Annotated in this window: 15 protein-coding genes and 1 rRNA gene; 6 read left to right on the top strand and 10 right to left on the bottom strand. The window is 70.9% G+C overall.

Features of this window, described 5'->3' with window-relative positions:
* Window positions 1-58: 58 nt before the first annotated feature.
* Both K329_RS0116625 and lexA read right to left on the bottom strand, forming a co-directional pair.
* Window positions 59-484 (bottom strand): hypothetical protein, encoded by a 426-nt coding sequence (locus K329_RS0116625; RefSeq protein ID WP_028473936.1) that lies wholly within the window; start codon window positions 482-484, stop codon window positions 59-61.
* A 158-nt stretch (window positions 485-642) separates the two neighbouring features.
* Window positions 643-1,395, bottom strand: a complete 753-nt coding sequence (gene lexA, locus K329_RS0116630; RefSeq protein WP_052337015.1) for a transcriptional repressor LexA — start codon at window positions 1,393-1,395, stop codon at window positions 643-645.
* Between the two features lie 106 nt (window positions 1,396-1,501).
* On the opposite strand from lexA, the gene K329_RS0116635 reads away from it, so the two are divergent.
* Window positions 1,502-2,110 (top strand): LysM peptidoglycan-binding domain-containing protein, encoded by a 609-nt coding sequence (locus tag K329_RS0116635; protein ID WP_157571796.1) that lies wholly within the window; start codon window positions 1,502-1,504, stop codon window positions 2,108-2,110.
* Between the two features lie 252 nt (window positions 2,111-2,362).
* Here the strand turns inward: K329_RS0116635 and K329_RS31310 are convergent, their stop codons facing one another.
* The 3 genes from K329_RS31310 to K329_RS0116650 all read right to left on the bottom strand — a co-directional run bounded on the left by K329_RS31310 (window position 2,363) and on the right by K329_RS0116650 (window position 4,175).
* A complete protein-coding gene (locus K329_RS31310; RefSeq protein ID WP_028473939.1) occupies window positions 2,363-2,884 on the bottom strand; it encodes a PKD domain-containing protein in 522 nt (173 codons plus the stop codon).
* A 272-nt stretch (window positions 2,885-3,156) separates the two neighbouring features.
* Complete coding sequence (locus tag K329_RS0116645) at window positions 3,157-3,729, bottom strand: DUF6318 family protein (RefSeq protein ID WP_028473940.1); 573 nt, start codon at window positions 3,727-3,729, stop codon at window positions 3,157-3,159.
* A gap of 113 nt (window positions 3,730-3,842) precedes the next feature.
* On the bottom strand, window positions 3,843-4,175 hold the full coding sequence (locus K329_RS0116650) for a hypothetical protein (RefSeq protein WP_157571798.1): 333 nt from the start codon (window positions 4,173-4,175) through the stop codon (window positions 3,843-3,845).
* 358 nt (window positions 4,176-4,533) lie between these two features.
* On the opposite strand from K329_RS0116650, the gene nrdR reads away from it, so the two are divergent.
* Together nrdR and K329_RS0116660 are read left to right on the top strand one after the other, a co-directional pair.
* Window positions 4,534-5,070: a transcriptional regulator NrdR gene (gene nrdR, locus K329_RS0116655; protein WP_028473942.1), complete on the top strand. Its 537-nt coding sequence runs from the start codon at window positions 4,534-4,536 to the stop codon at window positions 5,068-5,070.
* Between the two features lie 235 nt (window positions 5,071-5,305).
* On the top strand, window positions 5,306-8,197 hold the full coding sequence (locus tag K329_RS0116660) for a vitamin B12-dependent ribonucleotide reductase (protein ID WP_028473943.1): 2,892 nt from the start codon (window positions 5,306-5,308) through the stop codon (window positions 8,195-8,197).
* Between the two features lie 112 nt (window positions 8,198-8,309).
* Here the strand turns inward: K329_RS0116660 and K329_RS0116665 are convergent, their stop codons facing one another.
* The 3 genes from K329_RS0116665 to K329_RS0116675 all read right to left on the bottom strand — a co-directional run bounded on the left by K329_RS0116665 (window position 8,310) and on the right by K329_RS0116675 (window position 11,585).
* Complete coding sequence (locus K329_RS0116665) at window positions 8,310-9,806, bottom strand: SLC13 family permease (RefSeq protein ID WP_052337017.1); 1,497 nt, start codon at window positions 9,804-9,806, stop codon at window positions 8,310-8,312.
* Complete coding sequence (locus K329_RS27445; RefSeq protein WP_052337018.1) at window positions 9,803-11,023, bottom strand: glycerate kinase family protein; 1,221 nt, start codon at window positions 11,021-11,023, stop codon at window positions 9,803-9,805. Before K329_RS27445 ends, K329_RS0116665 begins: the two co-directional genes overlap by 4 nt.
* A gap of 97 nt (window positions 11,024-11,120) precedes the next feature.
* Window positions 11,121-11,585 (bottom strand): hypothetical protein, encoded by a 465-nt coding sequence (locus tag K329_RS0116675; RefSeq protein ID WP_028473945.1) that lies wholly within the window; start codon window positions 11,583-11,585, stop codon window positions 11,121-11,123.
* Between the two features lie 113 nt (window positions 11,586-11,698).
* Between K329_RS0116675 and K329_RS0116680 the strand changes: the two genes are divergently transcribed.
* Window positions 11,699-12,178 (top strand): MarR family winged helix-turn-helix transcriptional regulator, encoded by a 480-nt coding sequence (locus K329_RS0116680; RefSeq protein ID WP_028473946.1) that lies wholly within the window; start codon window positions 11,699-11,701, stop codon window positions 12,176-12,178.
* A gap of 91 nt (window positions 12,179-12,269) precedes the next feature.
* Here K329_RS0116680 and K329_RS27450 read toward each other — a convergent pair whose 3' ends face one another.
* Both K329_RS27450 and K329_RS27455 read right to left on the bottom strand, forming a co-directional pair.
* A complete protein-coding gene (locus K329_RS27450; RefSeq protein ID WP_211225893.1) occupies window positions 12,270-13,751 on the bottom strand; it encodes an MFS transporter in 1,482 nt (493 codons plus the stop codon).
* A gap of 63 nt (window positions 13,752-13,814) precedes the next feature.
* The gene (locus K329_RS27455; RefSeq protein ID WP_043644007.1) at window positions 13,815-14,837 is read right to left on the bottom strand and encodes an ADP-ribosylglycohydrolase family protein; all 1,023 of its coding nucleotides are present in this window, start codon (window positions 14,835-14,837) and stop codon (window positions 13,815-13,817) included.
* 184 nt (window positions 14,838-15,021) lie between these two features.
* Here K329_RS27455 and tyrS point away from each other — a divergent pair, with 184 nt between their 5' ends.
* Both tyrS and K329_RS0116700 read left to right on the top strand, forming a co-directional pair.
* Window positions 15,022-16,293 carry a tyrosine--tRNA ligase gene (gene tyrS / locus K329_RS0116695; RefSeq protein WP_028473947.1) on the top strand — a complete coding sequence of 424 codons (1,272 nt, stop codon included), beginning with the start codon at window positions 15,022-15,024 and terminating at the stop codon, window positions 16,291-16,293.
* Window positions 16,294-16,950: 657 nt separating this feature from the next.
* Window positions 16,951-17,046 (top strand): 16S ribosomal RNA (locus tag K329_RS0116700); the annotation flags it as partial.

The raw sequence follows: 17,046 nt of genomic DNA on the forward strand, positions 1-17,046 counted from the left end.
ATGTGGACGGGTCGCCGATCGCGACGACCTGGGGACGAGTAACGGCGCGGACGACCGCTCAGAAGAACGACAGCACGTACGTGCCGAGCAGCGCGACGACGATGACGAGCGCGACGATGCGCGCCCAGGTCGGGACCGTGCTCACGAAGACCTCCGGTGACGTCGAGGGGCTGAGGTCGCGGAGCTCCGGCGGGTCGTCGAGATCCCCGTCGTACCCGCCACGGGTCTGCCCCGAGGGATGCTGGCGACGGGCCTCGAGCTCGCCGGCGCAGTCGTCGAACCAGGTGTCGACGGCGTGGGCGTCGTACACCTGCGAGCGGTGGACCGCTGCGAACGGCCGGGTCTCGACGGGGCCGGGGTGCAGCCCTGTGCGCCGACTGCGGTCGACGTCGTCGAGCAGCGCGGCCACGTGACGGTCGACCGTCGAGATGTCGTAGCCGTGGGCAGCCTCCAGCACGGGGAAGCGCGGCGCACGGACGGTCATCGGATCTCCTCGGAGAAGGTGCCTGAGATCGTACGGCGCCCCGCGCCCGGGGGCCGCACCGACCCGAGCGGGCGAGACCGCCCACGGGATCGGCCCGGTCACCCTCGTGCGGGGGACCGGGCCGATGGGGTCGGAGCGGAAGCGTTCGACGGGAGCGGTCAGAGACGGCGGAGGACCGCGGTGACCTTGCCCAGGATCGTGGCGTGGGTGCCGTCGATGGGCTCGTAGGCGTCGTTGTGGGGCAGCAGCCACACCTCGCCGTTCTTGCGCTGGAACGTCTTGACCGTGGCCTCGCCGTCGATCATGGCGGCGACGATCTCCCCGTTGTCGGCCGTCGCCTGCTGGCGGATCACGACGTAGTCGCCGTTGCAGATGGCCGCGTCGACCATCGAGTCGCCGGCCACCTCGAGCAGGAAGAGCGTGCCGTCGCCGACCAGCTGCTGGGGAAGCGGGAACACGTCCTCGACCCGCTCCTCGGCCAGGATCGGCCCACCGGCAGCGATGCGACCGACGACCGGTACGTACGTGGCTGCGGGCAGGGAGTCGCCGATCCCGGTCTCGTCGACGTCGGTCTCGTCGACGGAGCTGACGGCCGCACGGCTGACCGACGTCTGGGGGACGACGACCTGCAGCGCGCGAGGGCGGTTGGGGTCGCGACGCAGGTAGCCCTTGGCCTCGAGCGTCTTGAGCTGGTGCGCGACGGAGGACGAGCTCGTGAGACCCACCTGCTCGCCGATCTCCCGCATGCTCGGCGGGTAGCCGCGCTCGTCGAGGGCGCGCTCGATCACCTTGAGCACCTTCGTCTGACGGGGCGTCAGGCCCGTCTTTCCGGGGGGCCCGTCCGGAAGCTCCGTGACCGTGCCGATCTTCCCGGTGGTGCCCGTCGCTCCGGACTTCTTGCTGCCTGCCATCTTCGCCTTCTCTCCGCTGCCTGGAGGCCGCGTCGTCGTACGCCTCAGCTCTGACCAGCACGGTAGTGCCGATCGACCTCTGTGTTCAAACATCTGTTCGACTGGCGTGTCGGAGGCTCTCCACAGCCTCATCGAGTCGCAGCTTCCGCGCGGCCGCGTCGAAACTTTGTTCGACGAACCCCTTGCAAATGTTCGAACGCCTGATCTAATCTCGCTCACGTGTTCGATCGAACGTCTGATCGAGCATGAGGTGTACGGCGCGAACCGGCAGCCGACTCGACGTCGACTGTCAGTGGTCGCCGATAGACATCTGTTCGTCCGATGCACCGACCGCCCCCTTCCCCAGGAGGTCACCATGAGCGCCACGTTCGCCACCCCCACGTCTGTCCGCCGCCCCACTGCTCGTCGCGCGTCGACGCACCCGGCCGTGCGATTGACCCGACGCGGGCAGATCGTTCTCGTGAGCTTCGCGCTCCTGCTGATGCTGGGTGTCGGTGTGGCTCTCGGTACCGGTTCTGCGGCCACGGACGACCCCGCCCCGAGCGGCGCCACGGAGACCGTCCGAGTCGCCGCCGGTGACACGCTGTGGGAGATCGCCGCTGAGCGGGCGGGCGGCAGCGACGTCCAGGGCGTCATCGACGAGATCCGTTCGCTGAACGCGATGAGCACCGGCTCGCTCCAGGCGGGCCAGCTGTTGCTCGTCCCGGCGAGCTGACGAGCGCGCGCCCCGAGGTTTCGGCGGCGCGCCTCCACTGACCCCGACAGGTCGCCTCGACCCCGATCTGTCGGACCACGGGGAAGAAGCGAAGGGCGGACCGCGACGGCGGTCCGCCCTTCGTGCTGTTCCGGGGCCTCCCGCCTCGTTGACCGGTTCGCGCTGGTCGTCGCTCCTGGACGGGTCGGTCCAGCTGTTGTGTGTCTGATCGGTGCCACCCGGTGGCACTGATCGCACACGCTGTCGGACTGATCAGTCGACGAGGACGGGTGTGCCTTCTTGGACCTGGAGGGCGACGTCGGGGCTGGTGATGGGGACGGTGCCGTCGACCGGGATCCAGGGACCGCCGTTGACGCGGAAGTCGGCGCTCCAGGTGATGGTGACGTTCAGCTGGTAGGTGCCCGTGCGCTCGTAGGCGTGGGTGACCTCGAGGTCGGGGTAGGGCGCGCCGGGTGTGGTGGTGGTGCGGGTGGTGCCGTCGCCGAAGTCCCAGGTATAGGACGTGGGGGTGATGTCGAGGTCGACGGCGTTGGTGAGCAGGGTGAGGTTCTCGACGAAGGGCTCGGCCTCGGTGAGGAAGTTCGTGTCGAAGTTGACGAGGGTGAGGCCGTCCGGCGGCTGGATGGTGAGGACGGCGTCGGGGAGCGGGACCTCCTGAAACGCCTGGAGGACGATCGCAGGGGTGATGACGGGTGCGGCGGCCTCTGCGGGTGCGGCGGGGTCGGCCGGGTCTGCGGGTGGGGCGCAAAAGTCGAAGAGCTCGGCGTCCTGCACAAGTGCTTCGCGGACGCAGATCGGGTCGAGGCCCGAGTTCCGAATGAAGGGCCCGCGTACGCCGGTCGCGTCTTCCTGACGAGTTGCGCTCGGCCCGGATGGGCCCGATGCCGACCCCAGGCGTTGTTCCGCACGAACCGAAAGTCCGTTTCCCCCGGTCTCTACCGTGGTGTTCGGGGTCGAATTGGGGTTCGGCGGCGGGTTGGTGGGTTCCGCATGTGCTGTCGTCGGCATCTGGGCGAGGCCGAATGTGGCCGCGACGCAGGACAGAATCAGGACTCGGTAGGCAGCGCGAGCCATGTCATCTCCCATGAGTCCCCGGCCCACGATGGGTAGGCGCCTATCCGATATGGCCCGCCCTCGTACTCCTCGACAGTGCCGTCGTCCAATCGGATCGTCTGTGGTGCCGTCGTCATCTCGACGTAGCCACCCCAATCGGCGCCGTAGTCCAGCGGTAGGGGGCGAATTCTCTCGATCGCATAGGTGCCGCCGTCGACGCTTCCCGAGCCGGCGTAAACCTCGTCGACAGCTTCAACGAAGCCCAGGCAACCGAGGCACTCCTCGCCGCTCAGTTGTGCAAGTAGTCCGGAGTCGCCGGTGGCCTGTGCGTGATTCAAGGCGTCGATGTAATACCGCACGAACGCCTCAGCCCCGGCTTCGCTCTGCTCCGTCGCCGCCTCCGGCAGCTCGGGTGCGTCGACGTCCGGTTCGGTGGTCTCCTCGGCGGGCTCGGAGCTGGAGGACGTCTCGTCCGGGCTCGGATCGGCTGAGGCGTCGTCGCCGGTGCATCCGGCGAGCAGTGTCGTGCCGGCGGCGATGCCGGCGAGCGCGAGGCGTAGGCGCACGGGTTCCTCCCGAGAGAACCGTCGGTCGACGCGGCCTGGAGCGTCGGCGTGCCTACGAATCTAATCCGGGTTCGCCGACGCGGCCAGTGCCGATCGTCGACCTGTGGAGAACCTCAGCGGGCGGCGCGCCGTCCGCCCGGCGGCCGCGGCGGGGCCTCGGGATCGGCGGGGGGAGCGGTCGCGCCGATGCTCCGCAGCGCGGCTGCGCCCAGCAGGAGCCCGATGAAGAGGCAGGCGATCGCCCCGAGGGACGCGAGACCCAGGAACCACCAGGCGGCGGTCTCCCCGGCCCGCGCCGATGAGCCGAAGTCGATCGCGACCCAGACGAGGTAGCCCCACGCGACGATGGTCACGGTGATGGCCAGGGCGAACCCGGCGAGCGTGCGGCGCGGGTGCCCACCCTCGGCTTGGGTCTCCCGCCGTACCCCTGCTCGCTTGCCCGCCACGTCGCCATTCTTGCCGACGGACCCTGAGGTCCGCACGGCCTTGGACGAGGTCGTGCGAGGTCGCCACCGGGCACCACCCGCCTGGAGGACGAGCCGGCGCGACACGCCGACCGGGCGGTCCGGCGAGGCCCTGACCTGCACGTTCGCCGGTGGTGACGGATCCGATCGACGGGTTCTCCCGACTCGCTTGCACGCATCTGGAACCGGGCGTACGGTTACCCCCACATCTAGTAGTTACACGGATGTAGTTATCCACATCTAGTTCCACAGGTCGGGCCGGGATAGTCACAGAAACCCTCGGCCTGTCCACAGATCCACACCGTTCATCCACACCCGGACTCGTCGAGAGGAGCCTGCCGTGCACTGCCCGTTCTGTCGGAACAGCGACACCAAGGTCCTCGACTCCCGGGTCGCGGAGGATGGTGGCGCGATCCGTCGCCGCCGGGCCTGCCTGGCCTGCGAGCAGCGGTTCACGACGGTGGAGCAGATGCAGCTCACCGTGCTCAAGCGCTCCGGCGCCAGCGAGCCGTTCAACCGCGAGAAGGCGATCTCCGGCGTCCGGAAGGCCTGCAAGGGCCGTCCGGTGAGCGCCGACGAGCTCGCCTGCCTCGGCCAGCAGGTGGAGGACGCGCTCCGCGCCTCCGGTTCCGCCGAGATCCAGGCCCACCAGATCGGCCTCGCGATCCTCGGTCCGCTGCGTGCGCTCGACGAGGTGGCCTACCTCCGCTTCGCGAGCGTCTACCGCTCCTTCGAGTCCGCCGCCGACTTCGAGGCCGAGATCGCGCTCCTGCGACTCGACCGTGAGGCTGCGGCGGCTGTCGAGGCCGACCCTGACTCCACTGTCAGTGGCGACCGGCAGCATGTCGGGGAGCCTGCCTCAGCCACTTCCGGCTGACCCAGACCGCCCGGCACGTCGTGGGGAAGCGACGTGCCGGGCGCACCACCTCTTCCTCTGCGCGTCCCCGATCCACCCCGCACCAGACCCCTCCACGGGCCCGAGCCCGCGGAACAGTCGCCACCCCCGAACGGTTCTACAGACGGGCCCCGAGCACCCTCGGGCCCACCGATCGGCGGCGACCGCACGACGTACGCACAGCAGTTCAAAGCCGACCAGACGAGCAGGAGATTCCATGACGGAGACGGTGAGCGGCCCCGGAGCAACGGGAGCCGCAGGCGAGCCCACGACGGGCAAGAGCGCCGGCCTCACCATCGAGCGGGTGTTCAGCACCGACGGTGTGCACCCCTACGACGAGATCACCTGGGAGCGCCGGGACGTCGTGCAGACGAACTGGAAGACCGGGGCGACCGTCTTCGAGCAGCGCGGTGTCGAGTACCCCGACTTCTGGTCCGCCAACGCCTCCACCATCGTCACCACGAAGTACTTCCGTGGCGCGGTCGGCACCGACGTGCGCGAGTGGAGCCTCAAGCAGCTCATCGACCGGGTCGTGAAGACCTACACCAAGGCCGGCATCGACCACGGCTACTTCACGACGCCCGCCGACGCCGAGGTCTTCGAGCACGAGCTCACCTGGCTGCTGGTCCACCAGTACTTCTCGTTCAACTCCCCGGTCTGGTTCAACGTCGGCACGGCCTCGCCGCAGCAGGTCTCGGCGTGCTTCATCCTCTCGGTCGACGACTCGATGGACTCGATCCTGAACTGGTACAAGGAGGAGGGGTTCATCTTCAAGGGCGGCTCCGGCGCCGGCCTCAACCTCTCCCGCATCCGCTCCTCCAAGGAGCTGCTGTCCTCCGGCGGTACGGCGAGCGGCCCCGTCTCCTTCATGCGCGGCGCCGACGCGTCCGCGGGCACCATCAAGTCGGGCGGCGCCACGCGTCGGGCGGCGAAGATGGTCGTCCTCGACGTCGACCACCCGGACATCGAGGAGTTCGTGATGACGAAGGCGCGGGAGGAGGACAAGATCCGCGCCCTGCGTGACGCCGGCTTCGACATGGACCTCGGCGGCAACGACATCACCTCGGTGCAGTACCAGAACGCCAACAACTCCGTGCGCGTCAGCGACGAGTTCATGCGCGCCGTCGAGGACGGGTCCGAGTTCGGCCTCCGCTCCCGCCAGACGGGCGAGGTCATCGAGACCGTCGACGCCCGCGACCTGTTCCGCAAGATCTCCGAGGCCGCGTGGGCCTGCGCCGACCCCGGTCTGCAGTACGACGACACGATCAACGACTGGCACACCAACCCCGAGACGGGCCGCATCACCGCGTCCAACCCGTGCTCGGAGTACATGAGCCTCGACAACTCGTCGTGCAACCTCGCGTCGCTCAACCTGATGAAGTTCCTGAAGGACGACGACACCTTCGACGCCGAGCTCTTCGCGAAGGCCGTCGAGGTCATCATCACGGCGATGGACATCTCCATCTGCTTCGCCGACTTCCCGACGGAGCCCATCGGCAAGACGACCCGCGACTACCGCCAGCTGGGCATCGGCTACGCCAACCTCGGCGCGCTGCTGATGGCCATGGGCCTCGGCTACGACTCCGACGGCGGCCGTGCCATGGCCGCGACGATCACGTCGCTCATGACGGGCACGTCCTACAAGCGCTCGGCCGAGCTCGCCGGCATCGTCGGCCCGTACGCCGGCTACGCCCGCAACGCCGACGCGCACCAGCGGGTCATGCGCAAGCACCAGGCGGCCAACGACGTCGTGCGCACCATGCACACGAACGACACCGCGGTCCACCGCCTCGCGACGAAGGCCTGGGCCGACGTCGTCGAGCTGGGCAAGGTCAACGGCTACCGCAACGCGCAGGCCTCCGTGCTCGCGCCGACCGGCACCATCGGCTTCATGATGGACTGCGACACCACCGGCATCGAGCCCGACTTCTCGCTCGTGAAGTTCAAGAAGCTCGTCGGTGGCGGCTCCATGCAGATCGTCAACCAGACGATCCCGCGTGCGCTCAAGAAGCTCGGCTACCAGCCCGAGCAGGTCGAGGCCATCGTCGCGTTCATCGGCGAGAACGGTCACGTCATCGACGCGCCCGGCCTCCGCCAGGAGCACTACGAGATCTTCGACACCGCGATGGGTGCGCGCTCGCTCAAGCCCATGGGCCACGTGCGCATGATGGCCGCCGCGCAGCCGTTCCTCTCCGGTGCGATCAGCAAGACGGTCAACCTGCCCGAGAGCGCCTCGGTCGAGGAGATCGAGGACGTCTACCTGCAGTCGTGGAAGCTGGGCCTCAAGGCCACGGCGATCTACCGCGACAACTGCAAGGTCGGCCAGCCCCTCTCCGACGGCGGCGGCAAGGCCAAGAAGGACGCCGCGGACGCGGCCGACGCTGCTGCCCAGGTCGTGGAGAAGGTCGTCGAGAAGGTCGTCTACGCGCCGACCCGCAAGCGTCTCCCGAAGTCCCGCACCTCGCGCACGACGTCCTTCACGGTCGGCGGCGCCGAGGGCTACATGACCTCGGGTGCTCACGACGACGGCGAGCTGGGCGAGGTCTTCCTCAAGCTCGGCAAGCAGGGCTCGACCCTGGCCGGCGTCATGGACGCGTTCTCGATCGCCGTGTCGATCGGCCTGCAGTACGGCGTGCCCCTCGAGACCTACGTCTCGAAGTTCACCAACCTGCGGTTCGAGCCGGCCGGTCTGACCGACGACCCGGACGTCCGGATGAGCCAGTCGATCATGGACTACATCTTCCGCCGCCTGGCGCTGGACTACCTGCCCTTCGACGAGCGTGCCGGCCTCGGCATCTACTCGGCCGAGGAGCGCCAGCGCCACCTCGAGACGGGCTCCTACGAGCCGGTCGAGGAGACGGGTTCGGCCTCCGAGCTGCTCGACGCCCCGGCGATCGAGCTCAAGCCCGAGGTCCCGGCCGAGGTCAAGATCGAGTCCGCCGGCGAGAAGCCGGCGCCCCAGGAGGCCCACACCTCCGCGGAGCTCCTCGAGAAGATCACGGGCACGGCGGTCGACAGCCCGCTCTGCTTCACCTGCGGCACGAAGATGCGCCCCGCCGGCAGCTGCTACGTGTGCGAGGGCTGCGGCAGCACCAGCGGCTGCAGCTGAGCCGCGCCGCCGTCAGCGCCCGACGCTGACGCGTCACGCCGTACGACGCCCCGGCCCCGGTTCCTCCCTCACGGGAGGTGCCGGGGCCGGTGGCGTTCGAGCAGCGGGGGCCTCACAGCGCCAACCCCGTCCGGCTCCACCACACCTCGTAGGTCACGACCATCAGGGCGACGTACGCCGGGAGCATCACCGCCGACAGCTTCAGCAGGTCCCGCGCGTCGAACCCGCCGCCGTCGCCGTCCGTGTCGGTGAAGACGAGCAGCGCCTTCGAGCTGACCGGCAGCGTGAGGCAGTAGTCGATGCCGACGCTCGCGATGAACACCACCGCGACGGCGTTCAGGTCGAGGCTGGCGGCGAGGAAGAGGAACGGCGGCACCAGCGCCACCGCCCGCACCGTGTGCGACGTGACGTAGAAGTGGGCCGTCGCCGCCAGCACCGCGATCGCCACGACGAGCGCCACCGGGGAAGTCAACCCGGCGATCCCGCTCAGCGCGAAGAGACCGCCGACGATCCACTCGCCCGCGCCCGAGTCGACGAGCGCCCCGCCGAGCGCCATCGCCCCGGCGACGAACAGCACGAGCGACCACTTGACCTCGCCCACGCCCTGGCGCCAGGTCAGGACGCCCACCTGCGGTGCGCACAGCGCCAGCGCCGCGAGCAGCGTGACGGTCGCGATCTCGAGCCCGTGCCACGGCTCGGTGAGCCACCCGGCGAGCGCAGCGAGGAGCACGCCGCCGGCGACCCTCTCGGCCCGGGAGAAGGGCGCGTGCTCGCCCCGGGGGAGGGAGACCGGCCGCCGCCGCTCCGGCCGGCGCAGGAACATCAGCTGCACCGCTGCGCACACCAGGACGCTGGCGACCAGCCCGAAGGGTGCGCCCCACAGCAGCCACTGCGCGTACGAGATCGTCTCGCCGGTCGAGCGCCGCAGCAGGTCGACGGCGACCAGGTGCGAGGTGGCGCCGACCAGGGTGCAGACCGTCGAGACGAGCACGACGCTCGGCACCAGCAGGGCCAGTGCCCGGGTGACCCGGCGCTCGCCGGTGCCGGCGTCGAGCTGCTCGCTCAGCGTGGCGTGCACCGGCAGCAGCACGGCGGCCCGGCCCGACGTCGACGGCACGAGCAGGGAGAGGGGCACCACGGCCAGGGTCAGCAGCCACATCGCGCCGCCGACGGTGCGGGCCCGTCCGACCGCCACCCGCGCCATCCGGTGCGCGAGCCCGGAGCGAGCGAGCGCTCCGCCGACCACGAACGCCCCGATGACGAGCCAGACCACGTCGCTGCCCAGCGACGCGAACAAGGCGTCCTGCCCGCCGGCGGGAACCGTGGCGACGACGCCGGCGACCAGCGCGACGTACCCCACCTCGAGGCGGGTCAGCGTCCACAGCACCGTGGCCGCACCGAAGGCGAAGAGCGCGCAACGGGCGTCGAACGACAACCCGTCGGGCATCGTCACGAGCGCGCCGACGGTCACGATCAGCGAGACCGCCCAGGTCGTACGGCCTGAGACCCGCACGCCCGTGCCCCCGCGACCGTCCGCCGACCCGCCGCCTCCGTCCGCGGCCGGCCCCGCAGCGGCCGGCAGCGGGCGGGTGTCGACGTCGGCGCTCACGCCGCGCTCCTCGCGCCACCGCGTACGACGCCCGCCGGGCGGCCTCCCATCTGGCAGCCGATGAGCACGAGGCGCAGCGCGCGCTCGGCCGCCTCGGTGAGCAGCTCCGGGCAGCGGGCGATCGACTCCTCGAGGCTGAGCGGGAGCGGGACGATCGAGGCCACGGCGTCGATGCCGATGTCGTGGACGTGGTGGGCCCGGCGACCGATGGTGCCGGCCAGCGCGAAGACCGGCTTGCCCTGCGCCTTGCCGCGGCGCGCGACCTCGGCCGGCACCTTGCCGTGGGGGGTCTGCTCGTCGACGGCGCCCTCCGCGGTGATGACGAGGTCGGCCGACGAGATCAGCCCGTCGAGGTCGACGTGGTCGAGCATCACCTCGAAGCGGGGGAGCAGCCGCGCGCCGAGCGCGGCGGCGAGACCCGCGCCGAGCCCGCCCGAGGCCCCGGTGCAGGGGGCGGTGGCGAAGTCGGACGCCGTCGGCTGCGCGCCGTCGCGCCGCAGGACCTCGGCCCAGCGCACGAGCGCGGCCTCGAGCTGCTCGACCTGCGCGGGGCTCGCACCCTTCTGCGGCCCGAAGACCCGGGCGACGCCCCGGGGGCCGGTGAGCACGTTGTGGGGGTTGCACGCCACGAGCAGGTCGACGTCGGCGAGGCGCGGGTCGAGCCCGGTCAGGTCGAGGGAGGCCACGGCGCCGAGGGCCGTGCCGCCGGCGCCCACCTCCTGGCCGTCGACGTCGAGGACCCGCGCGCCGAGGGCCTGGAGCGCGCCGGCACCGCCGTCGCACGTGCCGGAGTCGCCGCACCCGACGAGGATCCGCCGGGCGCCCTCGTCGAGCGCCGCGAGGATGAGCTCGCCGACACCCCGCGTGGTCGTGGCGCCGGGTTCGCGCTGGTCCTTCGGCACGAGCCGCAGCCCGGCCGCCTGCGCCATCTCGACGACCGCGGTGCCGTCCGCCTCGCCTCCGAGCAGGGCGAGGTGTGCCGTGACGGGCTCCCCGACGGGGCCGGTGACGCGCCGCGAGACGAGGCGTCCGCCCGTGGCGGCGGCGAGGGTGCTGGCCGAGCCCTCGCCTCCGTCGACCACCGGCACGCGGTCGACGACCACGCCGGGCAGCGCCCGCCGTACCCCCGCAGCGATGGCGTCGGCGACCTGCTCGGCCGACAGGCTCTCCTTGAAACCACTGGGGGCGATCAGCACCCGTCCCGGGACGTTCATCATCGGCTGCTCCTCGTTCGTGACGCAGCGGGTGCCGCGTCGTGAGGAAGAACCTGCCGTTCAGTCGTGAGACACCTGTGAGTCGTTCATGAGGCCGCTCTCACGCATCGGTCGCCGGGCGGGGAGCGTCGAACATCGCCGCCGTCGCCTCCTCCCGCGCGCGCCGTCGCGCCCGCCACTCGTCCGCAGAGACGTCGGGCGCGACCGGCAGCGCATGGCTCCGAGGTACGACGCCGTGGCGGCGGAGGTGCTCCTCGACGAGCGTCTCCTCGCTGACGGTCCCGCTCGCGGCGAGGTCCCGCAGGTACGGCACGAGCCACACCGCGCCGGCCGACTCGAAGTGCGCGCGCCAGCGCTCCTCCAGCTCGCCGCTCGGCTCGAGCACGTAGTCGACCGGGTAGACCCCGCCAGCGCCGAAGTGTCCGCTGCCTGTCGACAAGGCGACGTACGCCCGCGGGCCCGACACGCTCACCTCGACGACGTACGGATGGCCCACGGTGCCGATCTGGCGGCCCTCGCCGGGTGGGACCTCGCTGCTCGCGAGCTCCAGGAACCGTTCCTGCACGATCTGCCTCCCTCGTCCGGCCGCGGACCCCGCGGACGGACTCACCCTGGCACGGGACACCGCGCCCGCTCAGTAGAGTCGTTCTCCGACCTCCTCCCGACCCCCGGAGCGCCATGTCCCCCGACGCCGACCAGCCCGCCGACCAGCCCGGCGACCTCGACGCCGCCCTCGCCGCGCTCGGCAGCGAGGTCATGCGGATCGCGTCGCGGCGCTCCGCGTCGTACGCCGGCTCGGTGCTCGACCAGTCGGCGTTCCGCATCCTGTGGCGGCTCGTGGAGATGGGTCCCCGCACGCTCGCGGAGCTGACCGACGACCTCCTGCTCGAGCGGTCCACGGTCAGCCGCCAGGTGTCGGCGGCCGAGCGACGGGGCCTCGTGCACCGCGACACCGAGCCGGGTCCCGGCGGTCGTCCGGTCGCGGCGACCCCGGACGGCGTCGCGGCCTACCGCCACGACGTCGAGCTGCGGGCCGTGGTCTGGCGCCGCGCCGTCGCCGAGCTCGGCCACGAGCCCACCGCTGAGCTCGCCGACACGCTGAGGCTCTTCAACGACGCGCTCGACCGCGCCCACGACGAGGCGCGCGTCACCGACTGACCGCTGGACCCCACGACGGCCGGGCTCGTACGACGACGGGCCGCCGGCCCCCGGAGAAGCCGACGACCCGTCGGTCGTGGAGGAGTGGAGCTCAGGCCTGGGCCGCCTCGACCTCCGCCGGAGCCGCTGCGCCGGACGCCACGGACGCCGTCGGCGCCACTCCGGCGTCGTCGCGCCGTGGGATGAAGACCGCGATGGCGACACCGATGAAGGCGGCGATCGCCCCGGCGGCGAAGCACAGCTCGAACGCGCTGCGGGCGGGGATCTCCACACCGCCGAGCAGCTCGGTGCGGCTGCTGAGGATGGTGCCCATCACGGCGGCGGCCACCGTCGTGCCGACCGAGCGCATGAGCGCGTTGAGGCCGACCGCCGACGCTGCCTCGCGCGGGGGAGCGGCGTCGAGGATGAGGGTGGGCATCGCCGCGTACCCGATGCCGACGCCCGCCGACGAGATGCAGGAGGCGAGCAGCAGCTGCCAGGGCGCGTCCATGAGGAAGAGCGCGACGAGGTAGCCGACGCCGAGCACGACCGCGCCCGCCATCAGCGTCTTCTTGGCGCCCACGCTGGTCAGGAGCTTGCTGGAGATGGGGGCGAACACCATCATCATCAGGCCCGCAGGAGCCATCCAGAGCCCGGCCGCGAGGATGCTCTGGCCGAGGCCGTAGCCCGTCATCTCGGGCAGCTGCAGCAGCTGGGGGACGACGATCGACTGCGCCATCATGCCGAAGCCGATCGCGACCGCGGCCAGGTTGGTCATCAGGATGGGGCGCGAGGCGCTCGTCCGGAGGTCGACCAGGGGGTCGGTCTGCCGCAGCTCGTAGGCGCCCCACGCCAGCAGGACGACGATGCCGCCACCGATGGCGCCGAGCGTCCGGGCGTCACCCCAGCCCCAGGCGGTCGCCTTCGAGATGCCGACGAGCAGCGACACGAGGCCGACGGCGAGGCCGAGCGCGCCGCCGAGGTCGAGCCGGCCACCGCGGTCCGCGTCGTGCACGTGCGGCACGGTCACGATCGTGAGCACGAGGATCACCGCGGCGAGCCCGCTCGCCATCCAGAAGAGCGCGTGCCAGTTGCCGACCTGGACGATCCAGGCCGAGAGCGGCAGGCCGATCGCGCCGCCGACGCCCATGGTGGCGCTCATGGCGGCCGTGGCCGTCGCCGTCAGGTGCGGGGGCGTCACCTCACGCATGAGCGAGATGCCGACGGGGATGAAGCCCATCGCGAGGCCCTGCAGGGCGCGGCCCGCGAGCATCGGCACGAGCGAGTCGGAGAGCGCGCAGACGACGGATCCTACGAGCAGGATCCCGGTGCTCACCACCAGCACCCGCTGCTTCCCGACGAGGTCGGCGATGCGCCCGGCCACCGGCATCGCGACGGCCCCGGCGAGCAGCGTCACCGTCACGACCCAGGCGGCGTTCGACGGGCTGGTGCTCAGCAGGCGGGGCAGCTCGGACTGGATCGGGATGACGAGGGTCTGCGTGAGGGCGGCGGCGAGGCCGCCGAAGCAGAGGACGATGACGGCGGCCAGCGGGTTCGCGCTCTTGGCGGGCGTCACGGAGAGGTCGGAGGGCACGTGTGCAAGATACACATCGTTGCTAGGTGCAACCAGTTGTCGGCCGTGCGACCCACGTCACCCTCAGCCGACGTCCCCCGCGCCGCCCCTCACGGTCGTGACCGCCAGCGTCACGAGGTCGTCCCCGGTGCGTCCCGGCCAGCCGTGCACCGCCCGTCGCCACTCGTCGGGCACGGCGCGGGCTCCCCAGCGGGCACCGAGCAGCCCGCCCGCGATCGCCGCCACCGTGTCGGTGTCGTTGCCGATGCGTACGGCGTTGTGCAGCGCCGCCTGGAGGTGCCCCTCGGGCGACGGCCCGTCGGGGGTCGGGGTGCCGACCACCGCAGCGGTCGCCGCCTGCAGTGCCGTCACGGTGAAGCCGTTGGGCGTGAACCGGGCCCCGGGGACCGGACCGCCGGCAGAGCGCCCGGGGTCGAGCGCGTCCCCGACCCACTCCGCCCACTGCGTACGGCGCTCGTCCGGCAGCAGGTCCAGCCCGGCGGCGACGTCGACGCGCGCCTCGAGCACCGCGACCCGGATCGCCTCGCACCACAGCACGCACGAGTCGCCCCCGAGGGGATCGGCGTGGGTGAGCTCCGCGACCAGCCGCGCCGCCCGGGCCAGGTGCTCCCGGTCGTCGAGGTGGGCGAGGGCCACCGGAGCCGTCCGCATGAGGGCACCGTTGCCCGCCGACCGGTCGTGGGCGGCCGCGTGCGCGGCGGCCGCCTCCCGCATGACCCGCCCGGCACCGGACTCGCCGGCGTCGAGCCGACCGCGCGTCACGCCGAGCACGCTGCTCGTCTGGATGCCGATGTCGGCCGGTCCCGCGTCGTACCAGGCGAGGAAGTTCTCGGCGATCGCGTCGAGCGCCGCCGCGGTCGTCAGGTCCGCGCCCGTGGCGGCCACCAGGGCGATCGCGGTCGCCATCGAGGTGTCGTCGCTCCACTCGCCCGGTGCGAAGTCGCCCAGCCCGCCGCCCGTCATCTCCGCGAGCTCGCCCGGCCCGGGCGCGGTGGCGAACTCGTAGGGCACCCCGAGGGCGTCCCCGGCGGCCGTGGCGAGCAGGACGCCGGCGGCGCGGTCGGTCTGGGCGGTGTCGAGCTCCATCGGTGGCTCCCCTGGGTGTTCGGCGGTCCCGTCGGGCGGGTGCTGGATCGGCGACCAGTCTGCCCGTACGGCGGGGGCCCCGCCCGCTCCCGACGTGCGCCGACGGCGATGCGGCAGACTGACGGCGGGCCGGAAGGCCCCTCCGTCGGCCAGGGAGGCCGCCGTACGACCGAAAGGCAGTCAGTTGTCCACGCACGCGAACGTCCTCGACGATCTGGAGTGGCGCGGCCTCGTCGCGCACTCGACCGATCGGGATGCCCTCTACGAGCACCTCGGTCAGGGCAGCGTTCGCTACTACGTGGGCTTCGACCCGACCGCGCCCAGCCTGCACATGGGCAACCTCGTCCAGATCCTGACCGCCCGTCGCCTCCAGGAGGCGGGGCACACGCCGTACCTGCTGGTCGGCGGCGCCACCGGCCTGATCGGCGATCCACGGGACTCGGGGGAGCGCACCCTCAACACCCTCGACACCGTCAAGGAGTGGGTCGACCGCCTGCGCGCGCAGCTCGAGCCTTTCCTCTCGTTCGAGGGGGACAACGCGGCGACGATGGTGAACAACTACGACTGGACGGCGTCGCTGTCGACCATCGACTTCCTGCGCGACATCGGCAAGCACTTCCCGGTCAACCGGATGCTCGCCCGCGACACCGTGAAGCGCCGGCTCGAGTCGGGCATCAGCTACACGGAGTTCAGCTACGTGCTGCTGCAGTCGATGGACTACCTCAACCTCTACCGCGACCACGGCATCACGCTGCAGTTCGGCGGCTCCGACCAGTGGGGCAACCTGACGAGCGGCGCCGAGCTCGTACGGCGCGCCGACGGCGGCCACGCCCACGCCTTCGCGACGCCCCTCATCACCAAGGCCGACGGCACGAAGTACGGCAAGAGCGAGGGGGGAGCCCTCTGGCTCGACCCCGAGATGCTCTCGCCGTACGCCTTCTACCAGTTCTGGCTCAACGTCGAGGACGCCAAGGTGGGGGAGCTGCTGCGCGTCTTCACCTTCCTCTCACGCGACGAGATCGAGTCGCTCGAGGCGCAGAGCGCCGAGAAGCCCTTCCTCCGGCTGGGGCAGAAGGCCCTGGCCGCCCACGTGACGGCGCTCGTGCACGGGGAGGAGGAGACCCGCCGCATCGAGGACGCCTCCGCCGCACTCTTCGGGGGCGGCGACCTGAGCGCTCTTCCCGGTACGACGCTCGCCGCCGCCCTGCGGGAGGCGGGTGCGGTCACCTCGCCGGCAGCGGGAGAGCGGGCAGGCATCGTCGACCTGTTCGTGCTGGCCGGTCTGGCGAAGAGCAAGGGTGAGGCGCGTCGCACCATCGGGGAGGGGGGCGCCTACCTCAACAACGAGCGGGTCACCGATCCCGAGCTCGTGCCGGGACCCGGCGACGTCGTCGGGGGGTCGTGGCTCGTGCTCCGCCGGGGCAAGAAGAACCTCGCCGGCGTCGAGCTCGTCTGAGCTCGATCGCCTGCGCGACACCTGGCACGGCCGGCCCGCAACCACCGGAAACCGCGTGGTTGCGGGCCGGTTTGCGTCCGAGGAGGGGTCGTCAACGCGCTGTGGCCGGGGTCACGCGGTGGAGGTTTGACCAAGTGGCAACACGTGCGTAATGTTCTTCCTCGTTGCCCCGCAGCGACGGGGAGCAAGACCGAGAGGTCGGGCTCCCGGCCAGGGCGACCACCACACAATCAGAACCTCAATTCGAGGTTGCTGCGCCGCGTGCGGACAGCGACCGAAAATGCGAGGGTAATGAGCGCGCGGTGAATCGGACGAAAACCCCCGAGTTTGCATCTGGGAAATCATCCGGTAATGTTTCACCCACAAGCCCCGAGGGGCCGCAGGGATGCGGTTAAGCGGTGCGCGTGTGATTCTTGAGAACTCAACAGTGTGTCATATAAGTCGACGAATTAGTTTGTTTTGTTTTTGCCTCGTCGGGACTTGTTGATCAGCGGCTCATGCCTTTGGGTGTGGGTGGTTGTGAGGCGGGTTTTGATGTTTCTTTGGTAGAGATGATTCTCGATGATTCTAGCAATTGTCGGGGTTTGTTTCTGTCTGGGATTTTGGCTCTTATTGTTGATGCTTGCCCAGTGCTTTGGTGCTGGGTGGGTGTTGTTTTCGATGGAGAGTTTGATCCTGGCTCAGGACGAACGCTGGCGGCGTGCTTAACACATGCAAGTCGAGCGGTAAGGCCCTTCGGGGTACACGAGCGGC

Source organism: Nocardioides alkalitolerans DSM 16699 (assembly GCF_000426525.1).
Lineage (GTDB): Bacteria > Actinomycetota > Actinomycetes > Propionibacteriales > Nocardioidaceae > Nocardioides > Nocardioides alkalitolerans.

Bases quoted from the DNA above. Each gene is read 5' to 3' on its own strand.
- K329_RS0116625 (WP_028473936.1), bottom strand. From the start codon at position 484: ATGACCGTCCGTGCGCCGCGCTTCCCCGTGCTGGAGGCTGCCCACGGC.
- lexA (WP_052337015.1), bottom strand. From the start codon at position 1,395: ATGGCAGGCAGCAAGAAGTCCGGAGCGACGGGCACCACCGGGAAGATC.
- K329_RS0116660 (WP_028473943.1), top strand. From the start codon at position 5,306: ATGACGGAGACGGTGAGCGGCCCCGGAGCAACGGGAGCCGCAGGCGAG.
- K329_RS27445 (WP_052337018.1), bottom strand. From the start codon at position 11,023: ATGATGAACGTCCCGGGACGGGTGCTGATCGCCCCCAGTGGTTTCAAG.
- K329_RS0116680 (WP_028473946.1), top strand. From the start codon at position 11,699: ATGTCCCCCGACGCCGACCAGCCCGCCGACCAGCCCGGCGACCTCGAC.
- K329_RS27455 (WP_043644007.1), bottom strand. From the start codon at position 14,837: ATGGAGCTCGACACCGCCCAGACCGACCGCGCCGCCGGCGTCCTGCTC.